24 protein-coding genes are annotated in these 25,182 nt (G+C 60.0%); 12 read left to right on the forward strand and 12 right to left on the reverse strand.

Annotated elements, in window-relative coordinates; genetic code table 11:
* Positions 1–10: 10 nt before the first annotated feature.
* Both FIV05_RS13705 and FIV05_RS13710 read right to left on the reverse strand, forming a co-directional pair.
* Positions 11–1,273: an MFS transporter gene (locus FIV05_RS13705; RefSeq protein ID WP_209009974.1), complete on the reverse strand. Its 1,263-nt coding sequence runs from the start codon at positions 1,271–1,273 to the stop codon at positions 11–13.
* A gap of 59 nt (positions 1,274–1,332) precedes the next feature.
* Entirely contained in the window at positions 1,333–1,896 is a 564-nt protein-coding gene (locus tag FIV05_RS13710) for a chalcone isomerase family protein (protein WP_152505820.1), read from the reverse strand.
* A gap of 429 nt (positions 1,897–2,325) precedes the next feature.
* Between FIV05_RS13710 and clpS the strand changes: the two genes are divergently transcribed.
* From clpS to FIV05_RS13725, 3 genes are all read left to right on the forward strand, one after another.
* Complete coding sequence (gene clpS, locus FIV05_RS13715) at positions 2,326–2,628, forward strand: ATP-dependent Clp protease adapter ClpS (RefSeq protein ID WP_022998009.1); 303 nt, start codon at positions 2,326–2,328, stop codon at positions 2,626–2,628.
* Between the two features lie 286 nt (positions 2,629–2,914).
* Positions 2,915–3,919, forward strand: coding sequence for an NAD-dependent epimerase/dehydratase family protein (locus FIV05_RS13720; protein ID WP_173013838.1), 1,005 nt, complete (start codon positions 2,915–2,917; stop codon positions 3,917–3,919).
* Positions 3,919–5,067 (forward strand): aminotransferase class V-fold PLP-dependent enzyme, encoded by a 1,149-nt coding sequence (locus FIV05_RS13725; RefSeq protein WP_152509935.1) that lies wholly within the window; start codon positions 3,919–3,921, stop codon positions 5,065–5,067. The genes FIV05_RS13720 and FIV05_RS13725 overlap by 1 nt, the downstream gene beginning before the upstream one ends.
* Positions 5,068–5,076: 9 nt before the next feature.
* Here FIV05_RS13725 and FIV05_RS13730 read toward each other — a convergent pair whose 3' ends face one another.
* Positions 5,077–5,679, reverse strand: a complete 603-nt coding sequence (locus tag FIV05_RS13730; protein ID WP_173013839.1) for a sugar transferase — start codon at positions 5,677–5,679, stop codon at positions 5,077–5,079.
* A 175-nt stretch (positions 5,680–5,854) separates the two neighbouring features.
* Positions 5,855–7,336 (reverse strand): hypothetical protein, encoded by a 1,482-nt coding sequence (locus FIV05_RS13735; protein WP_022998005.1) that lies wholly within the window; start codon positions 7,334–7,336, stop codon positions 5,855–5,857.
* A 267-nt stretch (positions 7,337–7,603) separates the two neighbouring features.
* Between FIV05_RS13735 and FIV05_RS13740 the strand changes: the two genes are divergently transcribed.
* The 5 genes from FIV05_RS13740 to FIV05_RS13755 all read left to right on the forward strand — a co-directional run bounded on the left by FIV05_RS13740 (position 7,604) and on the right by FIV05_RS13755 (position 11,716).
* Complete coding sequence (locus FIV05_RS13740; protein ID WP_152509937.1) at positions 7,604–7,894, forward strand: hypothetical protein; 291 nt, start codon at positions 7,604–7,606, stop codon at positions 7,892–7,894.
* A 101-nt stretch (positions 7,895–7,995) separates the two neighbouring features.
* The gene (locus tag FIV05_RS13745; protein ID WP_152509938.1) at positions 7,996–8,370 is read left to right on the forward strand and encodes a hypothetical protein; all 375 of its coding nucleotides are present in this window, start codon (positions 7,996–7,998) and stop codon (positions 8,368–8,370) included.
* A 364-nt stretch (positions 8,371–8,734) separates the two neighbouring features.
* Positions 8,735–10,657, forward strand: a complete 1,923-nt coding sequence (locus FIV05_RS13750; protein WP_152509939.1) for an OmpA family protein — start codon at positions 8,735–8,737, stop codon at positions 10,655–10,657.
* A gap of 269 nt (positions 10,658–10,926) precedes the next feature.
* The gene (locus FIV05_RS31595) at positions 10,927–11,100 is read left to right on the forward strand and encodes a hypothetical protein (RefSeq protein ID WP_022997999.1); all 174 of its coding nucleotides are present in this window, start codon (positions 10,927–10,929) and stop codon (positions 11,098–11,100) included.
* Positions 11,101–11,428: 328 nt separating this feature from the next.
* Positions 11,429–11,716 carry a GIY-YIG nuclease family protein gene (locus tag FIV05_RS13755; protein ID WP_152511931.1) on the forward strand — a complete coding sequence of 96 codons (288 nt, stop codon included), beginning with the start codon at positions 11,429–11,431 and terminating at the stop codon, positions 11,714–11,716.
* A gap of 481 nt (positions 11,717–12,197) precedes the next feature.
* Here the strand turns inward: FIV05_RS13755 and uvrB are convergent, their stop codons facing one another.
* The 3 genes from uvrB to FIV05_RS13770 form a co-directional block, all read right to left on the reverse strand.
* The gene (gene uvrB, locus FIV05_RS13760; RefSeq protein WP_152509940.1) at positions 12,198–15,128 is read right to left on the reverse strand and encodes an excinuclease ABC subunit UvrB; all 2,931 of its coding nucleotides are present in this window, start codon (positions 15,126–15,128) and stop codon (positions 12,198–12,200) included.
* A 284-nt stretch (positions 15,129–15,412) separates the two neighbouring features.
* Complete coding sequence (locus FIV05_RS13765; RefSeq protein WP_152509941.1) at positions 15,413–15,685, reverse strand: DUF1344 domain-containing protein; 273 nt, start codon at positions 15,683–15,685, stop codon at positions 15,413–15,415.
* A gap of 133 nt (positions 15,686–15,818) precedes the next feature.
* The gene (locus FIV05_RS13770) at positions 15,819–16,082 is read right to left on the reverse strand and encodes a hypothetical protein (protein ID WP_152509942.1); all 264 of its coding nucleotides are present in this window, start codon (positions 16,080–16,082) and stop codon (positions 15,819–15,821) included.
* Between the two features lie 494 nt (positions 16,083–16,576).
* Here FIV05_RS13770 and FIV05_RS13775 point away from each other — a divergent pair, with 494 nt between their 5' ends.
* Positions 16,577–16,933: a hypothetical protein gene (locus FIV05_RS13775; RefSeq protein ID WP_152509943.1), complete on the forward strand. Its 357-nt coding sequence runs from the start codon at positions 16,577–16,579 to the stop codon at positions 16,931–16,933.
* A 32-nt stretch (positions 16,934–16,965) separates the two neighbouring features.
* Here FIV05_RS13775 and FIV05_RS13780 read toward each other — a convergent pair whose 3' ends face one another.
* Together FIV05_RS13780 and betC are read right to left on the reverse strand one after the other, a co-directional pair.
* Positions 16,966–17,334 carry a mannan-binding lectin gene (locus tag FIV05_RS13780; protein ID WP_209009975.1) on the reverse strand — a complete coding sequence of 123 codons (369 nt, stop codon included), beginning with the start codon at positions 17,332–17,334 and terminating at the stop codon, positions 16,966–16,968.
* A 579-nt stretch (positions 17,335–17,913) separates the two neighbouring features.
* Positions 17,914–19,431: a choline-sulfatase gene (betC, locus tag FIV05_RS13785; RefSeq protein WP_152509945.1), complete on the reverse strand. Its 1,518-nt coding sequence runs from the start codon at positions 19,429–19,431 to the stop codon at positions 17,914–17,916.
* Positions 19,432–19,645: 214 nt separating this feature from the next.
* Here betC and FIV05_RS13790 point away from each other — a divergent pair, with 214 nt between their 5' ends.
* Positions 19,646–21,220 (forward strand): ABC transporter substrate-binding protein, encoded by a 1,575-nt coding sequence (locus FIV05_RS13790; protein ID WP_035909848.1) that lies wholly within the window; start codon positions 19,646–19,648, stop codon positions 21,218–21,220.
* Between the two features lie 132 nt (positions 21,221–21,352).
* Here the strand turns inward: FIV05_RS13790 and FIV05_RS13795 are convergent, their stop codons facing one another.
* The 3 genes from FIV05_RS13795 to FIV05_RS13805 all read right to left on the reverse strand — a co-directional run bounded on the left by FIV05_RS13795 (position 21,353) and on the right by FIV05_RS13805 (position 24,001).
* The gene (locus FIV05_RS13795; protein WP_173013840.1) at positions 21,353–22,660 is read right to left on the reverse strand and encodes an SRPBCC family protein; all 1,308 of its coding nucleotides are present in this window, start codon (positions 22,658–22,660) and stop codon (positions 21,353–21,355) included.
* Between the two features lie 98 nt (positions 22,661–22,758).
* Complete coding sequence (locus tag FIV05_RS13800; protein WP_152509947.1) at positions 22,759–23,319, reverse strand: carboxymuconolactone decarboxylase family protein; 561 nt, start codon at positions 23,317–23,319, stop codon at positions 22,759–22,761.
* A 91-nt stretch (positions 23,320–23,410) separates the two neighbouring features.
* Positions 23,411–24,001: a TetR/AcrR family transcriptional regulator gene (locus FIV05_RS13805; protein ID WP_152509948.1), complete on the reverse strand. Its 591-nt coding sequence runs from the start codon at positions 23,999–24,001 to the stop codon at positions 23,411–23,413.
* Between the two features lie 249 nt (positions 24,002–24,250).
* Between FIV05_RS13805 and FIV05_RS13810 the strand changes: the two genes are divergently transcribed.
* Both FIV05_RS13810 and FIV05_RS13815 read left to right on the forward strand, forming a co-directional pair.
* Complete coding sequence (locus FIV05_RS13810) at positions 24,251–24,727, forward strand: MerR family transcriptional regulator (protein ID WP_152509949.1); 477 nt, start codon at positions 24,251–24,253, stop codon at positions 24,725–24,727.
* Positions 24,681–25,061, forward strand: coding sequence for a carboxymuconolactone decarboxylase family protein (locus FIV05_RS13815; protein ID WP_062487764.1), 381 nt, complete (start codon positions 24,681–24,683; stop codon positions 25,059–25,061). Before FIV05_RS13810 ends, FIV05_RS13815 begins: the two co-directional genes overlap by 47 nt.
* Positions 25,062–25,182 lie beyond the last annotated feature (121 nt).

The raw sequence follows: 25,182 nt of genomic DNA on the forward strand, positions 1-25,182 counted from the left end.
CCGGGACGTGTTACCCGGCGGTTTTTTCCTGTGTCAGGTCCTTTTCAAACGCAATCAGGCACAAGAGTGCACACAGTTTGATGAGGCAGGGCACGCCCGCATAAGTGAGGCTGAGCAGAAAGCCGAGTTGTGCGGTGAGGGCAGTTCCCGGCTGATAACCGAACAGGCCCAACAAAGGCAGCGTGAGGCCGGTGGCAAGGGCGAGACCGGACTTGGACAAGAACGCCATAATCGCAAAAAGGCGCGAAGCCTCCCCCTGTCGCCGGTCCGTGTCGATATGGTCGGCCAATATGGCGGGTGGCAAGGCAAGGTCAGCGCCTAGCGCAAGGCCGGACAGGGCACAGACAAACGCATAGGCTGTCAGATCTCCCTCTCCCAGAAGAGCGGCCCAGCAGAACGTGAAGATGGCGCCGGCCAGTGACATTTGCCACGCCCGCACCTTGCCGAAATGTCGGGCAAGCCGGGTCCAGAGCGGCATCGAGATGACGCCTGACAGGAAATAGACCAGTAGAAACAGCCCTGTGTAGCTCTCGGCTCCCAGCCTGTCGCGGATGAAGAACAGCACCAGGACGGCGGGGATCGCGCTTGCGAAAATATTGAGAAACAGCAGCCCGAAAAACAGACGTCTCCAGCGGCTCCGCAACAGGGACCACCAGCCCATTACCGGACCAACTGTTTGCGGGTTTTCAAGGGGTGCCGACCGCATCCATCGTAACAGGAGCCACAAGGAGACCGCCAAAAGTGGCAGATAGCCAAGGGTGACATAGAGAAATGCCGTTTCGATGCCGGTCCGTGTTGCCAGTGCGGCGGGCAGGACCGATGCAATGAGGAGGCCGGCAAGCCCGAACCCTTCCCGCGCTGCCGTTACGGGGGTCCTGTCGGAGGCGCTGGTTTTCCAGAGACCGCCCAGTGTCTGGTAGTTGATGGTGACGACCGAATATCCCGTGGTGCAGATGAGCACGGAGGCGGCAAACCAGACAAGCGGTGCCTCCTTCCAGGGATGAAACAGCATCCAGAAGCCTGCGCCAAGCAGGATTGCGCCAAGTGCCAGAACAGTCCCGCGCCACCGGTGAAACCGGTCGCTGAGACTGCCAATGAAAGGATCCTGGATGGCGTCGAACAGGCGCAGGGCAAGAAGAATGGCACCAAGTGTCGCGACGGGTTGCTGCAATGTAACGGCATAAAAATCCGGTGCGTGCAGATAGATCGGCAAACCGGCAAATGCCAGGGGAAACGCCATGACCCCATAGGTCGCAAGACCGGAAAGCGTCACGTTTCCTGTATTACCTGACTTTTTTGGCAGAGCCGCAGCGTCGTCCGACAGTCGTGCCGTCACGAACCGGACCCGACCAGTTGCGCGCGCAACTGAGGATCACGCGTGTTGTTGCCCAGCCAGATAGCGAAGAACTTCTTCGTGAATGCCGGATCGGAGATCGTGCCGAGCTTCTGGTTGCCGAGATAGAACTCGGCCTTGCCGCTGCTGGTGCGCACGCCTGTTATCGATTGTCCGGGGGACACATTCGGAAACAGGGCCTCCATCTGGGTTTGCCACTTGGCAAGCTGAGCATCCGAGACGCCGCCCTGCCGGCGGATTTCCTTGACCGAGCTTTCAGCGATCTGCTTGCCCTTGAAGGTGCGCAGATAGGTGAGCTTCAAGGCAAAAGGGGCAGACGGGCTATAGGTGCCCTGTGGGGCATAGAGTTCCGCGTCAAACACCTTGAAGCCGAGGAAGGTCATCCGGCCCTTGCCAACCAGCTCGGCAGACGGAAGCAGCCTGGCCGCTGAACCCAGGTCGGCGAAGGCCGCGCCGGCGGGTGCTGCAACAGCGAATGCCAGGGTGAGCGCGAAGGCGAACCTGCGCCACCGGAACCCTTGTGTCTTCAAATGAGGAAACATCGAACAACCCTCCGCAGATCCTGTCGTGTACCCAGCCTGAAAGGATCTACGGGGGAACCGAGTTGCCGGATTAGTGAAAGCAACCTTCTTTCGGAAAACCGCCACAAAGGAGACGGCCTGGTTTTCATCTCGCCGCTGTTTGGGCCAAAACGACGGCTCTATGTGCGATACGGTCTGATCATGTCTCGCCCGCTGTTTTTTCTCGAAACGGTGGCAAGATTTCCAGCTGTCATGTTTTCTTCGATTTCGCGATGCAGTATAGTGATGGAAAGCATGGGCCTGCTGCGGACGCTGCGTCACTCAAGATGACGGCATCGGGAGCGGATCGGGTCTAGCAGCATGCAGCCGGCGAAATTCTCCGGCACAATTTCCATTTCTCAGGTGAGACCGCATCGTGCGGAACCTTAGGCGTCAGCTTGGACGATTGTCATGAGTGAGATCGATTTCAAACCGAAACTGAAGCAAAAGACGAAAGTGCAGCGGCCGAAGCTCTACAAGGTGATGCTGCTGAACGACGACTATACGCCGCGGGAATTTGTCGTCCTGATCCTGAAGGCGGAGTTCCGTCTGGATGAGTCCCAGGCTGAGGTCGTGATGATGACAGCGCACCAGAAGGGGATCTGTGTCGTCTCCGTCTATCCGCGAGACGTCGCCGAAACCAAGGCTACACGCGCTATCGATGCTGCGGTTCAGCTTGGCTACCCGCTGCAGTTCACCGTTGAGCCCGAGTGAAGCTGCGGCCGGCTAAATTCCTTCGCCAATCGTCATTGACCTTGCAGGCTTAGCTGTGCGCGCTCTGCCGGCAGAGACGATCTTCTTGTGTCAGGTAACTGACAAAAAAGAACTATTTTTTTTGGGGAGACTGCCGGGGCGCAACTTGTTCTCGCCAAATACCGGTCCGGGACGCTGTGCTGCTCAGACTGTGTCTCACCCTTGCACACCGTCATGCCGGAGGTGACTGGCACGAAATCTGCTGAATATGCAATCAAACGCTGCATATATCAGGATTTGTGCCAATATGGAACATTGTGCAAAGACAGTTGCTCCGAAACAGAACATTTCCTTTCGCAAGATCGTTGTAACCGGTGGCCTGGGTTTTATCGGGTCCAAGGTTTTCAAGCGTGTTGCAAGGATGGCGAATGTCGCCGAGACGGTGATTCTGGACCGGGTCTCCTACGCGGCTGATTTTCGCCGTCTGGCACTTATCGGTGAAGCGGGAGATCTTCCCGTCATTCGCGGAGACATCCGCTCGCCGATCGACGTGGCGGCTGCGCTGCATGAATGCGACGCAGTGATCCATCTGGCGGCCGAAACCCATGTGCCGCGCTCGTTCGCCGACCCGGAACTCTTCTTCGACGTCAATGTGACCGGCACTGAAACCCTTCTGAAAGGGGCACAGGACGCCGGTGTGAAGCATTTCATTCATGTCAGCACGGACGAAGTCTACGGTCCTGCGATGGAGGAGGTTCGCGAAACGGCTCCGATGCGGCCGACGACACCCTATGCGACATCCAAGGCCATGGCAGAGGAAGCCGTCATGATGGCTGCGCAAAATGGCCTCAGGTCAACGATCCTGCGGCCGACCAATGCCGTTGGCACCGGACAGAACCCGGAAAAGCTGTTTCCGCGTTTCGTCATGCAGGCCCTGAAGGGCCAGAAGCTGACGATTGAAGGCACGGGGGCCCAGGAACGCAGTTTTCTGCCCGTCAGCGATCTTGCCGCCGCCATCGGTCTGGTGCTCAACACACAGGACGAACAGGTGCTCGAGATCTTCAACGTTTCCGGGGAAGAGGACTTGTCTGTGCTTGAGGTGGCGCGGCGGGTTTGCGAAATAACCGGCGTTTCCACCGGTCTCCATTTCATTCGGGATCGTGTAACCAACGATGCGGCCTACCGGATCGACGACAGCCGCCTGCGGTCTCTCGGGTACAGACAGAAGAGCTCAGTCGATCAGGAGCTGCGGGCGATCTACCGCGAAATGCGGGCCCGTGTCCGTCGCCTTGCCGACGAAGAAAGGTTCTGATGCTGAACCTGCCGACAGAAGCTGCGCTTCCGCCGATCCGCTTTCATGCGCCGCATATTCCACCCGCAACTTACGATGCGGTGGCATCGGCGCTGAGCAGCAAACATCTGCGCTCCGGCGGGAGCTATAGCCGGAAGGCGAAGGCGCTGGTGAGCCAGCATGTTGGCCATGACCGTGTGTTCCTGACCAATTCCTGCACGTCCGCACTTGAAATCTCGGCCCTTGCGCTGGATCTGGGGCCGGAAGACGAGGTCATCGTTCCTTCGTTCACCTTCTGCGCAACAGCGACGGCCTTTGCCCGCAAGGGAGCGCGGATCGTGCTGGCCGACATTGATCCTGCAACGATGATGGTAACGCCGGAAACACTGGAGGCACGGCTGACAAGCCGGACAAGGGCTGTCGTCGTTGTGCATTATGGCGGCGCGGCAGCTCCAATGGCGGCAATCAAGGATCTGTGCGATCGGCACGGGATCGTCATTCTGGAAGATGCTGCCCAGGCATTCGGCGCGAAGCAGGATGGCCGGGCCGTTGGCACGTGCGGTCTGTTTGCTGCCTATTCCTTCCATGAAACCAAGATAATCAGTGCCGGGCACGGCGGCGCGCTGGTGTTGAACAGCGATAATTCCCACCTGCGCGAGCGTGTTGAAGAGCTGTTGGCGCGGGGTACGAACTTTCCCGCCTTCGCAAGGGGCGAAGTCAACCACTATGAATGGACCTCGGTTTCGTCGAGCTTCGAAATGCCGGACCTGAATGCTGCCTTGCTTTACAGTCAGCTGGTGCATTCAAGAGAGATCCTCCTGAAAAGCCGCGCGATCTGGGCGTACTACGAAAAGTCTCTGCGGGATCTGCCGATCGAGATCCTGCGGCCAGGCAAGGGGACAAAGGCGAATGGCTATTCCTTTGCCTTCCTCGCAAGCGACCGGGAAACGACATACCGGATATTGCAGGGGGCTGCCCGAATGGGGCTTGGTTTGCAGTCACACTACAAGCCGTTGCATCTTTCCAGCTTTGCCGGGCGGATTCTGGCGGGCAGCTGCCTTGGTGCGGAAAACACGTGGGGCCGGCTGGTGCGTTTGCCGGTGCACATGGACTTGAGCACGGGTGATGCAGCCCGGATCTGCGAGTTCCTGAAAGCCGAACTTGGCTGAAGCGATCAGTTACTCCCGATTTTCAGCCGAAACCGCCCGGTGCAGCAGAGTGGCCAGGGTTTTCATTGCAAGCTGCAGATGGGACATGAAACCGGCCTGTTCGAAATAGGCGGTATCGCGCGCGAGCCGTTCGGGCAGGATTTCGCGTGCATAGACATCTTCGGCGTCGTTCGCGCCTTCGATCCGGTTCAAATTGGTCAGGGCCCACAGGGTGCCCGGGCTGATCAGGCCGGGCAGGAACAACAGCGATCTTCGCATCTCATCGTCATAGTAACGGGCGACAATGCCAGGGTCTTCCGGTCTCGGCCCGAAGAAGGCCATCTCCCCCGATAGGATGTTGAACAGCTGCGGCAGTTCGTCGAGCTTGGTGTTCCGCAGGAAACTGCCGATGGGGGTGATACGGTTGTCCCGCACCTCGGTGATCGCGCTTGCGTCGCTCGTGCCGGGGCGCATGGTCCGGAATTTCACCATGGCAAAGGTACCACCGCCCAGGCCGGTTCTTCTGGCGATGAAAAACGGCGCCTTCCGGTCACCAAGCCAGACGAGAACGGCGATGCCGGCCAGAAGCGGCGACAGCAGGATCAACAAAACGGCGGCGAATACCTTGCTCATCAATTCGTCATTGTACGGGGATGTCGCTGAAATACGCCCGGTGTGCCCGGACATTCTGCCGGAAACGCGTCAGGAAAACGGTCTTTGAAAAACGAGGCCCCGGACTTGGATAGCCGGGGCCTGATCTGCTCGTGTTATCTGCGGCCGGATGACGAATGCCGGACAGAGGGCTGCGTCAGTCGCGCAGCTTGACGATCTTGTCGTCGCCGCCGTTCGGGGTGTTGTCGTCCGGACCGTCGTCGTCGGATCCGTCGCCGTCAATGTCGATCGGTTCGAACTCGTTCGAAAGCGGCTCGGTAATGCCAAGCTCGGCAGCCGGATCGTAGCCTTCGGTCAGTCCGAGTTCTTCGGCCGGACCGCGGCCTTCCATTGCCATCTGATAGTTCACGATGACCGACTTCAGCTGGACGATCTGCTCGTTGGCAGTGTCGACCTGGATCTTGTAACGCTGCAGACGCTTGTTCTCTTCGATCAGGTCTTCCAGATTGTCGGCGTATTTCTGGTTCTGGTTGCGCTGGTGGTTCAGGTCCGTCAGAGCCGAGTTGTAGCGCAGGTTCAGTTCACGCAGCTTGGCGGTGGTCGCCATCAGCTCGTTGCGGTCTTTTTCGTGGTTCTTCTGTGCACTGTCGAGCAGATGTTCGATTTCCTGCATGCGCTTGAGAAGATCGCGGCTGCGTTCCTTCAGCGTGGAGTTCTCGCGCGCCATCTCCTGCAGAGACTGGGCGCCGATGCGGCGCTGGGACGAGAGGTTTTCGATTTCAGCGTTCAGCGCATAGACCTCGTTGTCGTGCTTGCGCTGTTCTTCCTCAAGCCGGCTCTTGGCGTAGGCCAGTTCCTGATTGGCAACATCCAGATGAGACTTGAGGTCGATGTTGTCGTTGCGGAATTCGCCGACTTCGCGCTTTACCGCTTCCAGCTCGCTGGTGACCTGGTTGTTCTTGCGGATTTCGTCTTCAAGCAGCTTGGCGCTTTCGGACAGGTTCTGCTGCAGTTCCTTTTCGCGGTGACGAACCGCTTCCAGATCCGAACCGAGGCTCTCGGCATGTTTTTCCAGCGTCTCGAACTTGGCCTTGAGGTCGTTGAGCTTGCCGGAGAGATCAGACACCTGGGAATTGGCTTCCACAAGCTTGGCGCTCTGCAGCCGGTATTCCTCGTTGACCTTCTTGTTGTTGTCGCGAATGGAGACGATGTCGTTACGGGCGGTTTCCAGCGCCGTGCGGGTCTCTGTTGCACGCTTGCGCAGGGAATGGACTTCGGCCTGGGCATCTTCCAGCTGGGTGGTGAGCGTCCGGACCTTGTGTTCGGCGTCAAGCAGGTCGGTGGAGATCTTGGCGTTTTCGGATTTCAGCCGGACCTCGGTTTCCACGGTCGTTCGGGAGCCTTCAAGGTATTCGGCCATCAGGCGGATCGACGTCTGGCTTTCCGCAGCGAACGCAGCCATCTGTTCGAAGGTCTGGTTCAGACCGCCGATGCGGGACTTGAGCCCGTCCAGATGGTTCATCTTTTCCTGCATTTTCAGGGCGAACGGGGAAAGATGCTCGATATTGCTCTTTTCAGGAGCCTGCGCGGTTTCCTGAATTTCGCTTGCCTCTTTCACGGTCTCGACCCGCTGCTCCTGGTCACCGCCGGGGCGCGAGGATTTCGAGAAAATGCCCATTCCTGTCTCCTGACTTTCCCGCCGGCGCCGCCCGGCGAAAGATACGCAAAACTTTAACTCTTTATTAACCCATAAGCGCTGGCGGTTTCAACGACTCAGGGCAAGCTGACCGCAGAATACAGTGTGAAGTGTTACCCTCAAAAGACAGATATCCCCGGCATTTTAACGGATTTGCACCTATGGTTAACAATTGTGGCGGGTTGCAACGGCCCGCACATGCCGCAAAGACTGATTGCGGGCCGTTCCGAAGTTGGAAGGAGAGAGGGCATGACACCTGCGTATCTGATCTTCATGACCTTCATGACGCTGGCATTTCTCCTGATGATTGCCGGCTATGTGAGCGCTCTTCTGTTCATCAAGCGTCTCAACCTTCTGGAAGAGGCTGCGTTCTCGCCGCTGAAGGGCGTTGGCATGTGGAAACGGATGTTCACGCCTGGCGGGTTTGGTGACGAGGCTGAGCCCGGACGCCGCCGCATCGCGCGGCTCTATCTACTGGCGCTGTCAGCTTTCGCGATCGCCATCGTCCTGTTTTTCGTTCTGCCGGCAGTCCCCCGTTAAATCCGGGCCGGGTTGTCTCAATCTTCACTGATTGCAGTTGACGTCACTTGCCGTATCCGCCGAAATGCCGGGGATTTCACAAGGTTTCCGCGGAGACAGATATGCGTATTTTCCAGAAGACATTCCTGTTGGGCCTTGCTCTGTTTTTCTTTTCGTACCCCCCTGCCAGTGCCTATCAGGTGTTTCACACCTACAGGATTGCGGGCAGCGATATTCTGGCCGTTGCTGAAGGCAATCATGCCGATGAAGACCCGCTTGTCCTGTCCCTGAAGCTCAACATCGGCAGTGGGGAAACAACCGATCTGGCGATCGAGACAGACGGCGACATTGAAGAATGCAAGCTCCAGCTTGAAACCATCATGGGATCGCACTCGGCCTATGCGGAAATCGTCGTCGACATGAATGCCCAGACCATGAACGGCGTCCTGATGGTCCAGTGTGCAGTCTTTCATGGGCTGTTTCCGGAAAAGCAATAGGCCCGCCCAAAGTATCAATCAGACCGCCATTCCAGACCCGCTCTCGGCTTGCGCTTCGCTTGTCCGGAATGACTGTGGTGTTTCGGGGCAAAGGTTCCTTTCAGCCCCTCCCGCGAAATCTCTAATCCCCCATCTCGTCGATCGTCCAGCGACGGATCGAAGGAAACATGGATCGCATGGCGCTGCGCGACCGCAAGTCAATCGGGGGTAAGACGGATGTACGGAAAGTCGAGGTGCCGCCAGGGCACAACCGCATCCGCGAAAATGACGTTGGAACAAAAGCCCCGGTCACTTGTTTTCCATCGAGTGTTCCAGGCCGTGATCGGTTCGGGAAAGTTCGTTGGGGGGCGAGAGGATGAAAAGAATGACGTCGAGATTGCTTCGAAATTCAACGGCCATGGCGCTTGTCCTGGCGATCGGCCTGCCGCTGCAGCCGGGCCTGCCGCGTGCACAGGAGACGACTGTCGATTGCGCGGCCAATCCGGATCAGGAGGCCTGCAAGAACCAGGAAGCCGCACCTGCGGAAGAAGCGCCGGCCACTGACGTGCCTGCCGAAGAAGCTCCCGCCGCAGAAGCACCTGCTGCGGACGCTCCTGCCGCGGAAGCTCCGGCTGAAGAAGCCCCTGCCGAGCCGGCACCTGAAGAAGGTGCGATGGAAGAAGCTGCCCCCGAAGCTGCTCAGGAAACCCAGACAGAAGAGCCGGCACCTGCCGCGACTGAGCCCGTTGCGACAGAAGATGCGCAGCCTGAGGCGAAACCGACAGTCCCCGTGGAAGAGGCAGCTCCCGCCGAAAAACCTGCCGCTCCGGTTGAAGAAACCGCACCGGTGGAAAAACCCCTGACCGCAGAAGAAACGACCGCGCCGGAGGCAAAGCCGGAAGCGCCTGTCGAAGAAGCTGCGCCCGCAGAAGAGACCTCGGCCGAGCCGGCATCCGAACAACCGGTGGAAGAGCAGCCGGCTGATGCCGGGCAGGCGGATGCCGCGGAGGGCACGGAACCGCAGGTGGAAGAACAGCCAGCGGATGCCGTTTCGACTGAAGCTCCCGCGTCCGAGGAGCCCGTCGAGCAGGAAAGCACCGAGAAGAGCGCCGAGGAAACCGCCCCAGCAGAGCCGGCAGCTGAAGAAACCGCCACCGATGAGGCTGGCGCCGATCAGAAAACCGCCGAACAGCCGCAGGCTTCTGAACAGGTAGCACCTGCTGTCGCCCCGGTCGAAGCCACCGCGGCAGATGAAACCGTAACCGAAGAGCCGGGTGAGCCGATCGCGGCCCAGGCGGCCGCACCGGCGGAAGAACCGGCGGCTGTCGTCTCGGACGACGCCACGGAAGCGCAGCGGGCCGAAATCAAGGCGAAAGAAGAACGCCGCCGTGATGAAGCTCGCGACCGCAGGCTGGAACTGCTTGGTGCCGCGGCTGTTGGTGTCGGCGTCGGCATGCTGATCCCGGCCCTTGGCGGCAAGGTGGTCGAGGATCAGGGTGACCGTATCATCGTTGAGCGGGACGGCGAATATTTCGTGCGCAAGGACGAAAGCAGCCTGCTGCGCTATGGCGATGACGAGTTCCACGCCGAACGCCTGCGTGGCGGCCGCACACGCGAGACCGTCACCCGCACCAACGGTGTGAAGATCATCACCATTCGCGACGAGGGCGGCTATGTGCTTTACCGCTCACGCCTTCTGCCGGATGGCCGCGAGTATGTGCTGATCGACAATCGCGAATACAACCACCGCCGCCGTAACTACGACCGCGAGCTGCCGCCGCTGGAAATCGGCATCCCGCGCGATCGTTACATCGTTCCGGCGGGCCGGGCGAATTATGACGAGATCTATCAGACCTTCACTGCGCCGCCGGTGGAGCAGGTGGAGCAGGCCTATTCCCTGCGCGACATTCGTGAAAATGAACGCCTGCGTGACAAGGTGCGCCGGGTGGATCTCGACACGATCACCTTCGACACCGGCAGTGCCGTGGTGCGCCAGAGCCAGGTTCCGCAACTTGAGGACATCGCCCGCGCATCCCAGGCCCTGATCGATCAGGACCCGACGACGGTGCTGTTGATCGAAGGCCACACGGATGCTGTCGGCTCGGATGTTTCCAATCTCGCCCTTTCAGACCGACGTGCTGAAACCGTCGCCCGTATTCTGGCGGACATTTATGGCGTGTCGCCGGAGAACATGGTCGTTCAGGGCTATGGCGAGGACTATCTGAAGGTCGATACGCAAGGCGCTGAAGAGCGCAATCGCCGCGTGACGATCCGCAACATCACGCCGCTGTTAAGCGCGCGCAGGTAACAGGATAGCGGCGCGGCGCCAGTTTATTGGCGCCGCGTTTCCGGCCACGAACCGGGCCCGGGACAGGAAGGCCTCGTCAGATGTGGGAAGGCACCATCCTTGCCATAACTGACATTGACAATTCCTGATGGCCCGGCTCAAGTGGCCGCACAGATCGGTCCGCGCCGGAATTCTCCGGGTGGTCCGGGATTGATACGATCCGCCTGTCCACCCCTCCATAGGCGAACGGCCCGGCAGGGCGAACGACAGAACCATTTTCGAAGGTCTTCATGCGACTGACACCCCCTTCCATTATCGTTTTCCTGATTTCTCTGGCCCTTTTCGTTGTCGCGGTGCTCCCCATGCTGGGCGTCGCCGTTCCGAGCATCGGCGTTTCCACCGTCCACCTGCTGATCGGTTCCTGGGCCGTGCTGGCTGCCGGCGTGCTGTTCAAGGGCATCTGAGCTTGACGTCTTTCGGCGGAAGGTGAGCGAGCTGCGCTCGCACTGATGCGCTGGGTTCCGGATCAGCGTGCAGCCTTGCTGCACTTGTCCGGAATGACGGTGGGGAGGAAAAGCTCGCCACACTTCTCAGGCGTCCGAGCCCTAGGGAGCGATGGGGCAGCTTTGAAAACGGATTTACCGTCAGAGTTACCCCTCCCTGACCACACCCGGCTGTCATTCCGGACAAGCGTAGCGCAGCTGCGCGCAGATCCGGAACCCAGACATATTTCATGCCAAAGGCATGACCTTGTTTCTTGCAAGGCTTGGCGATGCACGGAATAGTCGCACCATGCCTGCTGCCGTCTACATTCTCGCCTCGAACCGCAACGGCACGCTCTATATCGGCGTGACCACCAACCTGCCGCGCCGCCTCTACGAGCACCAGAACGGCCTGATCGAAGGCTTTTCGAAAACGTACGCGGTTGCCAGGCTTGTTCATGCAGAACTTTTTGAACGGATGGATGAGGCGATCCTTCGGGAAAAACAGCTGAAGAAATGGCGGCGCAGCTGGAAGATCGATCTCATTGAAAGCAGCAATCCGGAATGGCTGGACCTATCGTCGTCGGCGCTTTTGTAAAGTGCCACGCAGACTGCTCGGTTTTCCTGGATACCCGCAGCCTCAACCCCACCCATTCGTTATCCCGGACAAGTGAGGCAACGCCGAACGCAGATCCGGGATCCAGACATAATCTGCGCCAGAGGCGCTCAATTTCTAGGTAGAGAGGACTAAGGAGCAAGCTCTGCTCGCGCTGATGCTCTGGGTTCCGGATCGTCGCGCAGCTCCGCTGCGCTTGTTCGGAATGACGGAGCGGAGGAGAGGCTTCGGTCGCCTCACAGCTTCAGGCTTCCACCGTCATTGCAGGGCTCGACCCTGCAATCCATGCCGTGTCTATTCGACAAACGAAGCTTCTGTGTTGGGCTCCGTCAGGGCATGGATCCCATCGTCAAGCCATGGGATGACGACAAAGCAGGGCGATGCGATCAATCCAAGCGTCGTCATCCCGGTCCGTCGAGCCTTTGATTACCCTCCGAGATTACCCTCCAACCGGGGGATTTCTTTACCGCCCCGGACGCCCGCTTTTCTTCGGTCGTCCGCGGTTGCGTTTCTCCTCGGCCGGATCCTCGTAGGACCCCGCGCCGATCTTTGCCCGCACCAGCGGTTTGACCGGGTCTGACGAGCCGAGGGGGACTTCCGTACGGCCGACGGTCATTTCGTCGAGGGTGTTCTTGCGCACCTTGGCGCTGGGGGCGGGCAGCGCGTTCCGGTCCTTGGCGGCTTGGGCCTTGTCGCGGGCGGTCTGTTTCTTCTTGCCCGAAGCACCTTCCTTGGTGCCGCCGGCGCCGAACTTGCGGTCGCCCTTGTAGCCGCCGGTCTTGCCGTCGACGTCGGACTGGCGGGCCATGGCGTCGTCGGCGACGGCGAGTTCGGTCGCCTGCAGGCGCTTGATCTCGTCGCGCAGGCGGGCGGCGGTCTCGAAGTCGAGATCGGCCGCAGCATCGCGCATCTGCTTTTCCAGATCCTCGATATGGGCCTTGAGGTTGTGGCCGACGAGGTTACCTTCCTCCGCGAAGCCGGCGTCGATGGTGACGTGGTCCTGCTCGTAGACGCTTTCCAGAATGTCGCCGATGGAGCGGCGGACGCTTTCCGGGGTGATGCCGTTTTCCTCGTTGTAGGCGAGCTGCTTTTCGCGGCGCCGGTTGGTTTCGGCGATCGCCCGCTCCATGGAACCGGTCATATTGTCGGCGTAGAGGATCACCTTGCCGTCGACGTTACGCGCCGCGCGGCCGATGGTCTGGATCAGCGAGGTCTCGGAGCGCAGGAAGCCTTCCTTGTCCGCATCCAGGATCGCGACCAGCGCGCACTCGGGAATGTCGAGGCCTTCGCGCAGCAGGTTGATGCCGACCAGCACGTCGAAAGCGCCGAGGCGCAGGTCGCGCAGGATCTCGATGCGTTCCAGCGTGTCGATGTCGGAGTGCATGTAGCGTACGCGCACGCCGTTTTCATGCAGATATTCCGTCAGATCCTCGGCCATGCGCTTGGTGAGCGTGGTCACCAGCGTGCGGTAGCCTTTCTGGGCCACTTCGCGCACTTCACCCAGAAGGTCATCGACCTGGCTGGTAGCCGGGCGGATTTCCACCGGCGGATCGATCAGCCCGGTCGGGCGGATGACCTGCTCGGCAAAGACACCGCCGGACTGGTCCATCTCCCAGGAGCCGGGAGTTGCCGACACCGCGATGGACTGCGGCCGCATGGCGTTCCATTCCTCGAAGCGTAGCGGACGGTTGTCCATGCACGACGGCAGGCGGAAGCCGTATTCGGCCAGCGTCGCCTTGCGGCGGAAGTCGCCCCGGTACATGGCGCCGATCTGCGGGATCGTGACGTGGCTCTCGTCGGCGAAGACGATGGCGTTGTCCGGCAGATATTCGAACAGGGTGGGGGGCGGCTCGCCCGGTTTGCGGCCGGTGAGATAGCGGGAATAGTTCTCGATGCCGGCGCAGGAGCCGGTGGCTTCCAGCATTTCCAGATCGAACATGGTGCGCTGTTCCAGCCGCTGCGCCTCCAGCAGGCGGCCGTGCTGGTTCAGCTCCTCAAGCCGGTGCTTGAGTTCGTCCTTGATCGACTTGATCGCCTGGTTGAGCGTCGGCTTGGGCGTGACATAGTGCGAGTTGGCGTAGATCTTGACGCTTTTCAACTCGCCCGACTTCTGCCCGGTGAGCGGATCGAACTCGGTGATCGACTCGATCTCGTCGCCGAACATGGAAATGCGCCACGCCGTGTCCTCATAGTGGGCCGGGAACAGCTCGATGGTGTCGCCGCGCACCCGGAAGGTGCCGCGCTGGAAAGCGGCATCGTTGCGCTTGTATTGAAGGGCCACAAGATCGGCGATCAGCTGGCGCTGGTCCATGCGCTCGCCAACCTCGATGGCAAAGGTCATGGCGGTGTAGGTTTCGACCGAGCCGATACCGTAGATACAGGACACCGAGGCGACGATAATGACGTCGTCGCGCTCCAGCAGCGAGCGGGTGGCGGAGTGGCGCATCCGGTCGATCTGCTCGTTGATCGAGCTTTCCTTCTCGATATAGGTGTCCGTGCGCGGCACATAGGCTTCCGGCTGGTAGTAGTCGTAGTAGGAAACGAAATACTCGACCGCGTTGTCCGGGAAGAACGACTTGAATTCGCCGTAGAGCTGGGCCGCCAGCGTCTTGTTGGGCGCCAGGATTAGCGCAGGGCGCTGGGTGCGGGAAATCACCTGCGCCATGGTGTAGGTCTTGCCCGAGCCGGTGACACCGAGCAGAACCTGCGTTTGGTCGCCGTTTTCCATGCCTTCCACCAGGTCGGCAATGGCGGTCGGCTGGTCGCCCTTGGGCTCATAGGCGGACTTCAGGACGATCGGCACACCGCCTTCGGACTTTTCCGGACGCTCCGGCCGATGCGGCACCCAGAGCTCGCCGTTCTTGTGCAGGGGGTTACCGCTTTCGATCAACGCGGACAGCGCTTCGACGGTCGCCGTGGCACCCTGGTTGCCGGTCAGCTCACCGTACTTGCTTTCCTTGTTCTTCTTCTTGTTGTCTTTCTGGTGCTGCTTGAGCTGCTTTTCGAGGCTTTCGGCCTCTTCCAGCGACATGTCGAGACCGGCCACCGGGTTGAGGCCGCCTGCCGCGCGTTCGCGGGCGCTGTCTGCCTTGCCGATGGAGGTGCCGCGTGACGACTTGGTTGGCTTTTCCTTTTTCGCACTCACGTTGGCCCCGGCCTTGCGGCCTGACTTCCGTGACGGTGCACCGTCGTTCCGATCCTCTTTTCCCTCACCAGCGCTCCGGGGGGCTGCCTTCCTGGGCTCCGGCTTGTCTGCTTCCTGCGATATTTCCGCTGCCCAATCACTGATCGATCCGGACAGGGGCGTTCCCGAAAGTGACTTCTGGGGAGCTTCGCCGAAGCCGTCAGCAGAGGTCGTGTCGTCGGAGGAGGATTTGGTCGGGCGCTTGCTCATGGCCGCAATATGGTCCGGTTGCACGCGTGAGGAAAGGGGGTGGTTGCGGGTTTGTTCCGCTTTTTGCCACTTCCTGTCAGTCTCCTGACATAAGGCTGTCAGGAAGTCCGCCGACAGGCGGAGGTCGGTGGATGAAGATCAGAAAAAAATCGGCCCGCGAAGGGCAGGTGGTGCGGGCCGATGGAAAAGTTGGACATTGGCCGTCTGATGGGGCCCTGGCCAGTATCGGGCTGGCGTTCGCCCTGTCCGGATAGTGAGAATGACAGGGCGAGATGCCGGGCAGTTCAGTTCACGACCTGGAGTGCGGTCACCAGGCGGTCGCCGGACACTGTTGTCGTGAAGGTGATCAGGACTTCCGATCCGATCATCAGATCTTGCGAACTGAGCGTATCGGTCAGAATAAACCTGGACCCGTCTTCTAGGGAAAACAGGCCTTCGAAGGGATCGATGGACAGGATCGTACCTGCGATTTCATCTGCGAGCGCGGACCGAAGGCTGTGCGGGGGCAAAGTCAGCAACAACGGCGCCGTCGCAATCGCGATGAGCCATTTTGGCATTCACGTCTCCTTGTGCAAAAGGGGCGTCAGGATCCGGTCTCAGGGGCGTCGCGGATCCTGGAAAATGAAGGCGGCACACCGCCAGGCGCCGTCAGGTCGAGGCAAGTTCGCGTCGCTGTGGCATGACGCTGGCTTACGGTTGAACCTCTATGGAGAGGATCGAGTCGACGCCGTTTTCCGAGCCGTTGTAGAGAATGGTGACGGTCTTTCCCGCAGCCAGGGTGTCCGGCACTGCGACGGAGCTGGAAATTGTCTGGAACTGTGTCTTGTCGCTCAGAACAAGCGTACGGGTTGCCGGGTTCCAGGTCTCGACGGTAGCGGTCACGCTGTCGGCAGCTGCGGGCACCAGGCCGGCAGCAAGGAAGGCAGCACCAAGGACAAAGCCGCGAATGGCCATTGCAGATATCCTTTCAAGGACAGAGATGTTTGAAGGTGCAGTGGCTTCGCGGCCATGACGGCTTGTTGCCAATGTCATGACGGCTTGGGTTCTCTATCCATCTCATGCCTTGGGAAGTCCAAAAGCACTGCCTGGTGAGTGGCTTACGCGGGACGCGCTTGACCCTGCTGTCGTGGATTCAACGCTCGGATTGCGGCGGAAATTTGTTCGAAATCAGGGGTGCAAAAAATATTGTCTGACCAGGTTTGCGGCAGGGCTTTGGGCGTCTTTTCGGCGGGAATTTCACCACGTTTGGGCGCGTCGGAGGCCCGGGCACACGCGCCGGAAATTACAGCTTCAAAGGGGGATGTGCCCACGTGAGGCTGTTGTTTCTCTTTGTAAATCTTTTGCGTGCTGCGTAGTTTGCTGAATATTCGAGGTTTCCGTCTCGTGCTATAATCGGCTCCATCAGATCACTGGAAGACAAGCTGCATCTTGCGCGGAGGAGGCGAAAGATGAGACTGAGAACTATTGTTGAAATCACGCTGATGACCGGCATGTTTTACGCGGTAACCCCGGCAGGGGCCGATCCACTGGACCTGACCCATCAGTCGGATCTGACAGCGGCCAAGGTTGTTCTTGTAAGCCTGGATGGCGGGCTTGAGGTGCCGCCGGTGCCCAACATGTCGCCGCGCCTGTCCGGCGCCGTGGAACTGCCGGGGTCATCGACCGACAAGGGCCCGTTGATGCAGGTCGCCGGTCGTTGCGGTTCATCGGAGTATTACTGCGACTCGCCCGGTTTCCTTTATTGCTGCGGCAATTCCTCCGAAGGGTTCTACTGCGCTGCGGATGTCAACGGCTGTACGAAGTAACACCCGGTCGCGTCCGCCTGGCCACGGGCGGGCTAGCGGCAGTCGCAAACGGACATGCGACCCTGCACGGTGGTACGCCACTGGCCGCTCCAGCTAAGGCCGTTGCCAAAGCAGATGTCGGGGCATTTGCCCTGCGCATCGGCGTAGTTCCAGATCGGCCCGGCCTGGATTTCACGTCCCGGGCTGGCCTTCTCACACGAACAGACCGACATCTGCCCCTGTACCGTCGTATGCCACTGCCCATTCCAGCGCGCTCCCAGCCCGCCGCAGACACGCGGACACTTCGCCTGCGCGTCACCATTGTTCCAGATCGGCCCGGCCTCGACGTTGTAGGTCTGTGCGCTGGCGGGAAGTGCAATGAGCAGGAAGAAGAGCGCCGTGAGTAGCGTCGGCAATCGCATCGGGACCTCCGTAGACAATCGATCCACCAGAGCTTCCATTACCTCTCGCCGTGTGTCGACCGGGAAGCTCTGTGTGAACTGGTTTCTCGCACGGTGTGGCCCTGCTTCGGCAGGGCCAGGATCGGAGATCGCGGTGCCCGTGGGGGGGGTATCTGGAAAATTTTGAGGTCAGAGGATTACTGGATCCCCGCCTTCGCGGGGATGACAAGGAGGGTGTGGTGAACTCTGGGGAACAAAGGCAGGCGTGGCCGCGTCACTGATCTTTGTCATCCCGGTTTGGCGCAGCCAGGACCGGGATCCAGTATTCCGTGTTGCCGGTAAGTGGGAGCACAAGAGGTCAGGGGCTTACTGGATCCCCGCCTGCGCGGGGATGACAAGGAGGGTGTGGTGAGCTCTGGGGAACAGTGGCAGGCGTGGCCGCGACACTGATCTTTGTCATCCCGGTTTGGCGCAGCCAAGACCGGGATCCAGTAGTCCGTGTCGCTGGGAAGTGGAAACACAAGCGATCAGAGGCTTACCGGTTCACCGCCTGCGCGGGGATGACAAGGGTAAGCGAGCCGGTCCAGGAAGAAAGCGGGTTCACTCTCCCCGCGGATACCTCTGGCTTTCTTCCACGATGTTCAGGTCCATGTGGTTGCGCATGTAGCGTTCGGAGGCTTTTTGCAGGGGCTGGTAGTCCCAGGGGAAATAGGCACCGTTGCGCAGGGCTTCGTAGACGATCCAGCGGCGGGCCTGGGACTGGCGCACTTCGTCGTCGAAAGCGGCCATGTCCCATTGCTTTCCGGCGATCTCGGCAAAGCGCACGGCGGTTGCGGCATGCGCCGGGTCGGCGGCGAGGTTGGTCAGTTCGTGCGGGTCGTCCGTCACGTTGAAGAGCAACGGCGGGTCGAGTTCGCAGTGGATGTATTTCCAGTCGCCCTCCCGGATGCCGACCAGCGGGGCGTAGGAGGCTTCGGCGGCATATTCCATCAGCACCGGTGCGGTACGGGCTTCACCTTTTGCCAGCGGAACCAGGCTGGTGCCGTCGGTCCAGGGCATGATCTCGCTCATGTCGATGCCGGCGAGGTCGCAGACGGTCGGCAGAACGTCGAGCGTGCTGACCGGATCGGAAATGTGCTTCGGCGCGAGATCCGCGTCGGCAACCATCAGGGGCACGCGGGCCGAGCCTTCGAAGAAGTTCATCTTGAACCACAGGCCGCGCTCGCCCAGCATGTCGCCATGATCTGAAACGAAGAGGATAGTGGTGTCCTCGGTCAGGTCCATCGCGTCGAGCGCGTGCAGGATTTCGCCGATCTTGTCGTCCAGATAGGTGATGTTGGCGAAATAGGCCTGTCGCGAGCGGCGGATGTCTTCTTCGGTGATGTTGAAGTTGCGCCAGTCGTTGGCATCGAAGATGCGCTTTGCATGCGGGTCGTGGTCGTCGTAGTCCATCGCCGGAACCTGCGGCAGCAGGTGCTCGCAGTCCTCGTAGAGATCCCAGTACTTCTGGCGGGCGACATAAGGATCGTGCGGGTGGGTGAAGCTGACCGTCAGGCAGAACGGGCGGTCGTATTTGCCGCGGCCGTAGTCGTGGATCTTACGCACGGCCTGGAAGGCGACATCGTCGTCATATTCCATCTGGTTGGAAATCTCGGCAATGCCGGCGCCCGTGACTGACCCCATGTTGTGGTACCACCAGTCGATACGCTCGCCCGGCTTGCGGTAGTCCGGCGTCCAGCCGAAATCGGCAGGGTAGATGTCGGTGGTCAATCGTTCCTCAAAGCCGTGCATCTGATCCGGACCGACGAAATGCATCTTGCCGGACAGGCAGGTGGTGTAACCGGCGCGGCGCAGATGATGGGCATAGGTCGGGATGTCGGAGGCGAATTCGGCGGCATTGTCGTAGACGCCCGTACGGCGTGGCAGCTGGCCGGACATGAAGCTTGCGCGTGCCGGCGCACAGAGGGGCGAAGCGGTGTAGGTGTTCTCGTAGCGAATCGAACGGGCGGCAAGTTTCTTCAGGTTTGGTGCGTGCAGAAACTCCGCCGGGCCGTCCGGAAACAAGGTTCCGTTCAACTGGTCGACCATCAGGATCAGGATGTTCTTGCGCTTTCCCATGCTGCTTCTCCACCGCGGGTGAGGACCTTGCCGCAAGTGTTAGCTTTTTTTTAATTGAGCGATCAATCAAAAACGGCATAGTATGGAAAACAGGCGTCTTGGTGGCTGGCAATTCTGTCCGGGTCAAGGACGTTCAGGGCAGATTTCTTTCGCGCGGACACGTTCACGCGGCGTCATTTCCATAATGAGGACATCAAAAAGAGGGGACATGAAAATGGGAAATCTTAACAAGCACATCCTGCAGTCCGGGGTCTCCCGGCGCAGCATCCTGCAAGGTGCGGCAGCGATCGGCGGAGCGGCTGTTGCCGGTCAGTTCGCGATCGGTCCGGCAGCCGCGCAACCCAAGAAGGGCGGTACGTTCAGGGTTGGCATCGCCGCCGGCAACACCAGTGAAAACTATGATCCGGGCACCTGGGACAATGTCTTCGTGCAGGTGTTCGCCACGTCCCGTCATGGCTACCTCATCGAGATCACCGCAGATGGTACCCTGGTGGGCGAAGTGGCGGAAAGCTGGGAGCCGTCTCCCGATGCCACGGTCTGGACCTTCAAGATCCGCCCGGGGATCGAGTATCACAGCGGCGGCACGGTCAAGCCGGAAGACGTGGTGGCCTCGATCAACTATCACCGCGGCGAAAACAGCACCTCGGCGGCGAAGCCTTTCGTCGACCCCATCAAGGACATCAGCGTCGACGGCGACAGCGTCGTGTTCACGCTGGAAGCGGGCAATGCCGACTTCCCGTTCGTGGTCAGCGACTATCACTTGCCGATCATGAAATCCTCCGATGGCAAGATCGATCCGACCAGCAGCGACGGTTGCGGTCCCTACAAGGTCACCAACTACCAGCCGGGTGTCATTGCCGAGCTGACCAGGAACGAGAACTACTGGAAGACCGACCGGGCGCATTTCGACGATGTCAAGCTGCTGACCATCGTTGACCCTGCAGCGCGTCAGTCAGCACTCCTGACCGGCAATGTCGATGTCATCGATCAGGTGGACCTGAAGACCGTCGGTCTGTTCAAACGGTCGCCGAACGTCACGATCCTGTCGACCACGGGCACGCAGCACTACACGTTTGCGATGGACACGCGCACGGCGCCCTTTAGCGACAACAATGTACGTATGGCGCTGAAATATGCTGTCGACCGCCAGGAACTGGTCGACAAGATCCTGTTCGGCTACGGGGCTGTTGGGAACGATCATCCGATCAGCCCGTCAAACCGCTTCTTCGCGGACGACCTGGAACAGACCACCTACGATCCCGACAAGTCGAAATACTACCTGAAGCAGGCCGGTCTCGATTCCCTTGACGTCAGCCTTTCAGCAGCTGATGCGGCCTTCGGCGGTGCCGTCGATGCGGCCGTGCTTTATTCAAACAGCGCGAGCAAGGCCGGCATCAACATCAAGCCGACGCGCGAGCCGAATGACGGTTACTGGTCCGATGTGTGGATGAAAAAGCCGTTCTGCGCGGTCTACTGGGGCGGACGTCCGACGGAAGACTGGATGTTCTCCGTGGCCTATGCGTCAGGCGCTCCCTGGAACGATACCTACTGGGAGAACGAGCGTTTCAACCAGTTGCTGAAGACGGCACGTTCCGAGCTTGATGAAACCAAGCGCGCCGATATGTACCGCGAAATGCAGAACCTGGTGCGCACTGACGGTGGTGTGATTATTCCGATGTTCGCCAGCTATGTCATGGCGCACAACGAAAAGGTCCAGCATCCGGAAAAGGTTGCCGCCAACTGGACCCTGGACGGTTTCCGCGCCGTCGAACGCTGGTGGTTCGCTTAACAGAACCAAGACGGCACCTGCAGCCGTTAAGGCGAAGGCGGTGGAAACCGCCTCGCCGGATCGACCTTCAAAGCGCTCCTGTTTGGGGCCTTTCCAACGGCCGGCCGGGCAAGTCCCGCCGGCCGCTTTTTTTCAATTGGACTTTTCCGAAATCAATTGTTGGCGAAAGGCCTCGACGTTGACGATCAGGCCCGGCAGCAACCATTGAAACAGCCGCACCACATCGCCAACCGGCTGCGCGTTGGTGTCCCGGGCAATCGCCGCTTGCAGGATTTCCGGTGTCAGTCCGCCAGGGTTGGGCAACGTCCGGGCAAGGTTGACCGCGCAGTCGTGAACGCGTTCGCAGGCCTTGTCATAGTCGGTGGTTTCGATCTGAGGACGCAGTGCATTCCACGCGAGGCGAAAGTAGCTCGGCCAGCGGGCAAGGGCACGATAGTCGGTGTTCACGAACGGCAGGCCGAGCGTGCGCATGATGTCGTCGTAGACATCTCGTGTCTGGCTGTCGACGTGATGCATTTCCATGAGCACCGGTGCCCCCAGTCGCCGCGGCCCGTGTTCGCCATCGTGGGGTGAAATGGTGCTGTTTTCAGCAAGGTCATGGTTCTCGATCAGAAGCCGGGCAGATGTCGCTATCAGGAGATAGGGCATGTTGCCGTGGGAGAAGACCTCGATCTCGTCTCTTATCCGCTCGAGTTCCTGATCCGCATACCCGCGTTTGCGCAAATCCCTTGTAATTTCCGGAACCGAAAAGGCGGCAACTTCCTGCTCTGCACATGATCTCAGCTCGGTGCAGGCTGCAACGAATTCCCTGCTTCCGGCAAGGTCTCGCAGTCCGCCCCACAAGGTGGCGTAGAAGTTCGGATATTGTGCAAAGGCCATCGTCACCACGCCCATCCATGGCACTTGCAGCACGGCCTTGGTGTCTTCGTAGACAGCGCGCAGCGCTTCGTCGGCACGGATCTCCGGAACCGTGGTCACCTGTGGCAAGGGGGAGGGCTTGCGGCGTTGCAGGGTCTTGCCGGACTGTCCGGCAACCATCGCTGCCAGTGCCTGAAGTCCTGCTTCATAAATGCCGGCAACCACGGAACGTGCCTCATCTTCTGAAGCGCCTTCCGCATCGAACTTTCCCGACCATTCCACTTCGCAGCCGTTGCCGGTCGCAAGGATCCGGAATGTCGAAGTGTAGTCGCGCACGGGAAGGGGGCCAGAGAGTATGCGGTAGCTGTAGGTTCCGGGAACCGTTCCGTCGTCGGTCCGAGCTTCCTGGAGTATCGCGCCGTCCGGCAACGTCAGGTGGCGCACCGTTCCGGAAGGTGTTTCGCTCGTCTTGCAGTCCGCAACGGCCGGATGCCATGCACCGATCTGGTCAAAACCACCTGCAAGCTGTCGGACCAGGTCCGGATGGACCGGCAGGGCTTTTTTTCGGTGAACGTCGATCATCGTCTTCCTCCCGTTCAAGTTTGGGCAATCGTGAAGTGGCGGCTGTTCATTGGTCGGGTTTGGTCGCGTCATCGGGCTGACGCGACCGGGCCGCTTGTTCAGGCGCCCATCTGCTGTGCGTCGTATTGGGTAACCTGCGGGAAATCATGCTCCGGGTCCGCCACGTGCCGCACATACTGGATCAGGGTGTAGATCCCGATGATCCCGATGGTTTCCAGTAGGGCCTTGTCGGAAAAACCGGCCTGCCGGACCGCATCAAGCGTCTGGGCGGTCACCTGGCCGCGATTGCGGACGACTTCATTTGCGTAGTCGAGCAGGGCCTGTGTCCGCGCATCCTCCGCGCGGCCTTCCATTGCGGCCAGCATCTCGGTTTCGCTGCCGCCGTGCATCTGGCCCACTTTCATGTGAACGTTGACACAATAATCGCAGCGATTGAGTGCGGAAACGAGCATGGCTACCTGTTCGATCTCCTTGCCCGTCAGTTCTATGCCGTCGTTGACGCTGGCATTGAGCGCAAGGAAGCCCTTCAGCACATTGGGGGCATTGCCCGTGACCTTGAAGAGATTGATGACGCCGCCGAATTGCCGCTTGGCCTCGTCAAACGCCTCCTTCGTGGCTCCTGTTGCCTGGCTGGGTTCGATTTGAAGCATTTTTGGCATTTGTCGTATCCTTTCGTGTGTCAACTGACCGACCAGTCAAGTGAGGGATAAACGTGCTCGGACGTCCAGTGTTTGCCGCAACCCGCGGCGGTTAGGGTTTAAGGCTGTTCAGATGGGAGAGGGCGCCGGGGGCGAGAAGGGTGATGTGCGACGGGTCGTTCTGCGCCTTGGCCAGCAGAAGCCCACCCTGAATGAGGCCGATGACGACATCCGCTCCCCTGTCGCAATCGATCCTGGCGAGTGAACCGGCCTCGATGAGCTGGTGCAGGATATCGCGGACCGGGGCTTTCCACGTCGTCAGTGCATGTTTGATGGCCTCGCGTACAGGGATATCGACGGCCCCGAGTTCCAGGCTCATGTTTCCGACAAGGCATCCTTGTGCAAAGCCGTACCGGGCTTTCCAGTCCCGGTTTGCCCGAGCGGGAACGTCGAAGAGCTGGCGGAGCTTTTCTTCCGGTGCTGCGTCACTGTCGGCAATGTCGCGGAAAGCTTGTCCGAAAGACGTGGCATATCGCTCGATCGCCGCAGCCAGAAGATCCGACTTCGAAGGGAAGTAGTGGTACAGCGTTCCCTTGTTCACTCCGGCGCTCTTGCAGAGTTCCGTGGTGCCGACGGCACCGAAGTTGCGTCCCAGAAAGAGCTCGGTGGCCGTGTCGATGAGAGTGTCGCGTGTCGTGGTCATGCGCGATTGATATTTCTAACTGACCGATCAGTCAATTGATTGACACTCACCCCAAGTTCACGACGTCGCGAGGTGGGGTCTTGCCGTCGTCAGGTCTGGATGCCTCGAAAACGGCCGAACCGGAACGAGATTGAGCTCTGTCAGCAATGCAACTCCGTGTCGCCAGATTTGATTTAGTTGAAAAAGACGCTTGACCTGGAGTGCACTCCAACCGGTACCTGAGAGAAATCGTTCCGTTCGGAGACTGACATGCGGATTGGCGACCTGGCCGAGAAATCGGGACTTTCGACCGACACCCTGCGCTACTACGAAAAGATCGGCCTTCTGCCGCGTCCCTTGCGGGACGGTGGTGGGCGGCGGGTCTACGATGCAACGATCCTCAGGTGGATCGACTTCCTGGACCGGCTGAAATCGACCGGTATGGGCATCAAGGACCGGCTGCGTTACGCGGACCTGCGTACAAAGGGCGAAGCTTCGTTGACGGAGCGCCGGAAGCTGCTGGAAGCGCACAGGGGAAAGGTTGCCGGCGATGTTGCCCGGCTTACCGAAATGCTGGACGTCCTGGACGATAAGATTGATCGCTACAGAAGGATGGAAGCGGGCGAGACAGTTGATCCGGCCTTCGAAAGCTGCGCCCGGACCGAACACGGTGCGCCGCCAAGCAAGGAAGCTCCGAAACATGAGCACCGCCCTGGAGCGCGGCCGCGCGCTGACGCAGAAACTTAACCCCGACCTGGAAGCCATTCTCAGCGATCGTTACGACGATCTTCTGCCCGGATTTTCCGAAAGCCTGATCGAATGGGCTTACGGCCGGCACTATGCCCGTGAGGGCCTCGACCTGAAAACACGCCAGTTGTGCACGATTGCGGCCCTGACCGTGCTTGGCGGGCAGACGGCTCCGCAACTCAAGATCAACATTGAACACACGCTTGCCGCCGGTGCGGACCGGAAGGAAGTCGTCGAGGCGATCTGGCAGATGGCCGTCTACGGTGGCCTGCCGGCAGCGATCAACGGCCTCAACGCGGCCCGGGAGGTGTTTGAGGCACAGGATGCAGCGTAAGGGGACGTAGTCACACAGCGTTGCCGCCAAGATAAAACAATCCGTGGTCATCCCGGATATTCGCTGCGCTGCGTCCGGGATGACTAAAGACAGTCAGGTGCAAGGTGATTGGATACCGGTG

The sequence above is a fragment of the Labrenzia sp. THAF191a genome (assembly GCF_009363335.1).
In the GTDB taxonomy this organism is placed as follows: domain Bacteria; phylum Pseudomonadota; class Alphaproteobacteria; order Rhizobiales; family Stappiaceae; genus Roseibium; species Roseibium algicola.

Bases quoted from the DNA above. Each gene is read 5' to 3' on its own strand.
- FIV05_RS13710 (WP_152505820.1), bottom strand. From the start codon at position 1,896: ATGTTTCCTCATTTGAAGACACAAGGGTTCCGGTGGCGCAGGTTCGCC.
- clpS (WP_022998009.1), top strand. From the start codon at position 2,326: ATGAGTGAGATCGATTTCAAACCGAAACTGAAGCAAAAGACGAAAGTG.
- FIV05_RS13720 (WP_173013838.1), top strand. From the start codon at position 2,915: ATGGAACATTGTGCAAAGACAGTTGCTCCGAAACAGAACATTTCCTTT.
- FIV05_RS13725 (WP_152509935.1), top strand. From the start codon at position 3,919: ATGCTGAACCTGCCGACAGAAGCTGCGCTTCCGCCGATCCGCTTTCAT.
- FIV05_RS13730 (WP_173013839.1), bottom strand. From the start codon at position 5,679: ATGAGCAAGGTATTCGCCGCCGTTTTGTTGATCCTGCTGTCGCCGCTT.
- FIV05_RS13735 (WP_022998005.1), bottom strand. From the start codon at position 7,336: ATGGGCATTTTCTCGAAATCCTCGCGCCCCGGCGGTGACCAGGAGCAG.
- FIV05_RS13740 (WP_152509937.1), top strand. From the start codon at position 7,604: ATGACACCTGCGTATCTGATCTTCATGACCTTCATGACGCTGGCATTT.
- FIV05_RS13745 (WP_152509938.1), top strand. From the start codon at position 7,996: ATGCGTATTTTCCAGAAGACATTCCTGTTGGGCCTTGCTCTGTTTTTC.
- FIV05_RS13750 (WP_152509939.1), top strand. From the start codon at position 8,735: ATGACGTCGAGATTGCTTCGAAATTCAACGGCCATGGCGCTTGTCCTG.
- FIV05_RS31595 (WP_022997999.1), top strand. From the start codon at position 10,927: ATGCGACTGACACCCCCTTCCATTATCGTTTTCCTGATTTCTCTGGCC.
- FIV05_RS13755 (WP_152511931.1), top strand. From the start codon at position 11,429: ATGCCTGCTGCCGTCTACATTCTCGCCTCGAACCGCAACGGCACGCTC.
- uvrB (WP_152509940.1), bottom strand. From the start codon at position 15,128: ATGAGCAAGCGCCCGACCAAATCCTCCTCCGACGACACGACCTCTGCT.
- FIV05_RS13765 (WP_152509941.1), bottom strand. From the start codon at position 15,685: ATGCCAAAATGGCTCATCGCGATTGCGACGGCGCCGTTGTTGCTGACT.
- FIV05_RS13770 (WP_152509942.1), bottom strand. From the start codon at position 16,082: ATGGCCATTCGCGGCTTTGTCCTTGGTGCTGCCTTCCTTGCTGCCGGC.
- FIV05_RS13775 (WP_152509943.1), top strand. From the start codon at position 16,577: ATGAGACTGAGAACTATTGTTGAAATCACGCTGATGACCGGCATGTTT.
- FIV05_RS13780 (WP_209009975.1), bottom strand. From the start codon at position 17,334: ATGCGATTGCCGACGCTACTCACGGCGCTCTTCTTCCTGCTCATTGCA.
- betC (WP_152509945.1), bottom strand. From the start codon at position 19,431: ATGGGAAAGCGCAAGAACATCCTGATCCTGATGGTCGACCAGTTGAAC.
- FIV05_RS13790 (WP_035909848.1), top strand. From the start codon at position 19,646: ATGGGAAATCTTAACAAGCACATCCTGCAGTCCGGGGTCTCCCGGCGC.
- FIV05_RS13795 (WP_173013840.1), bottom strand. From the start codon at position 22,660: ATGATCGACGTTCACCGAAAAAAAGCCCTGCCGGTCCATCCGGACCTG.
- FIV05_RS13800 (WP_152509947.1), bottom strand. From the start codon at position 23,319: ATGCCAAAAATGCTTCAAATCGAACCCAGCCAGGCAACAGGAGCCACG.
- FIV05_RS13805 (WP_152509948.1), bottom strand. From the start codon at position 24,001: ATGACCACGACACGCGACACTCTCATCGACACGGCCACCGAGCTCTTT.
- FIV05_RS13810 (WP_152509949.1), top strand. From the start codon at position 24,251: ATGCGGATTGGCGACCTGGCCGAGAAATCGGGACTTTCGACCGACACC.
- FIV05_RS13815 (WP_062487764.1), top strand. From the start codon at position 24,681: ATGAGCACCGCCCTGGAGCGCGGCCGCGCGCTGACGCAGAAACTTAAC.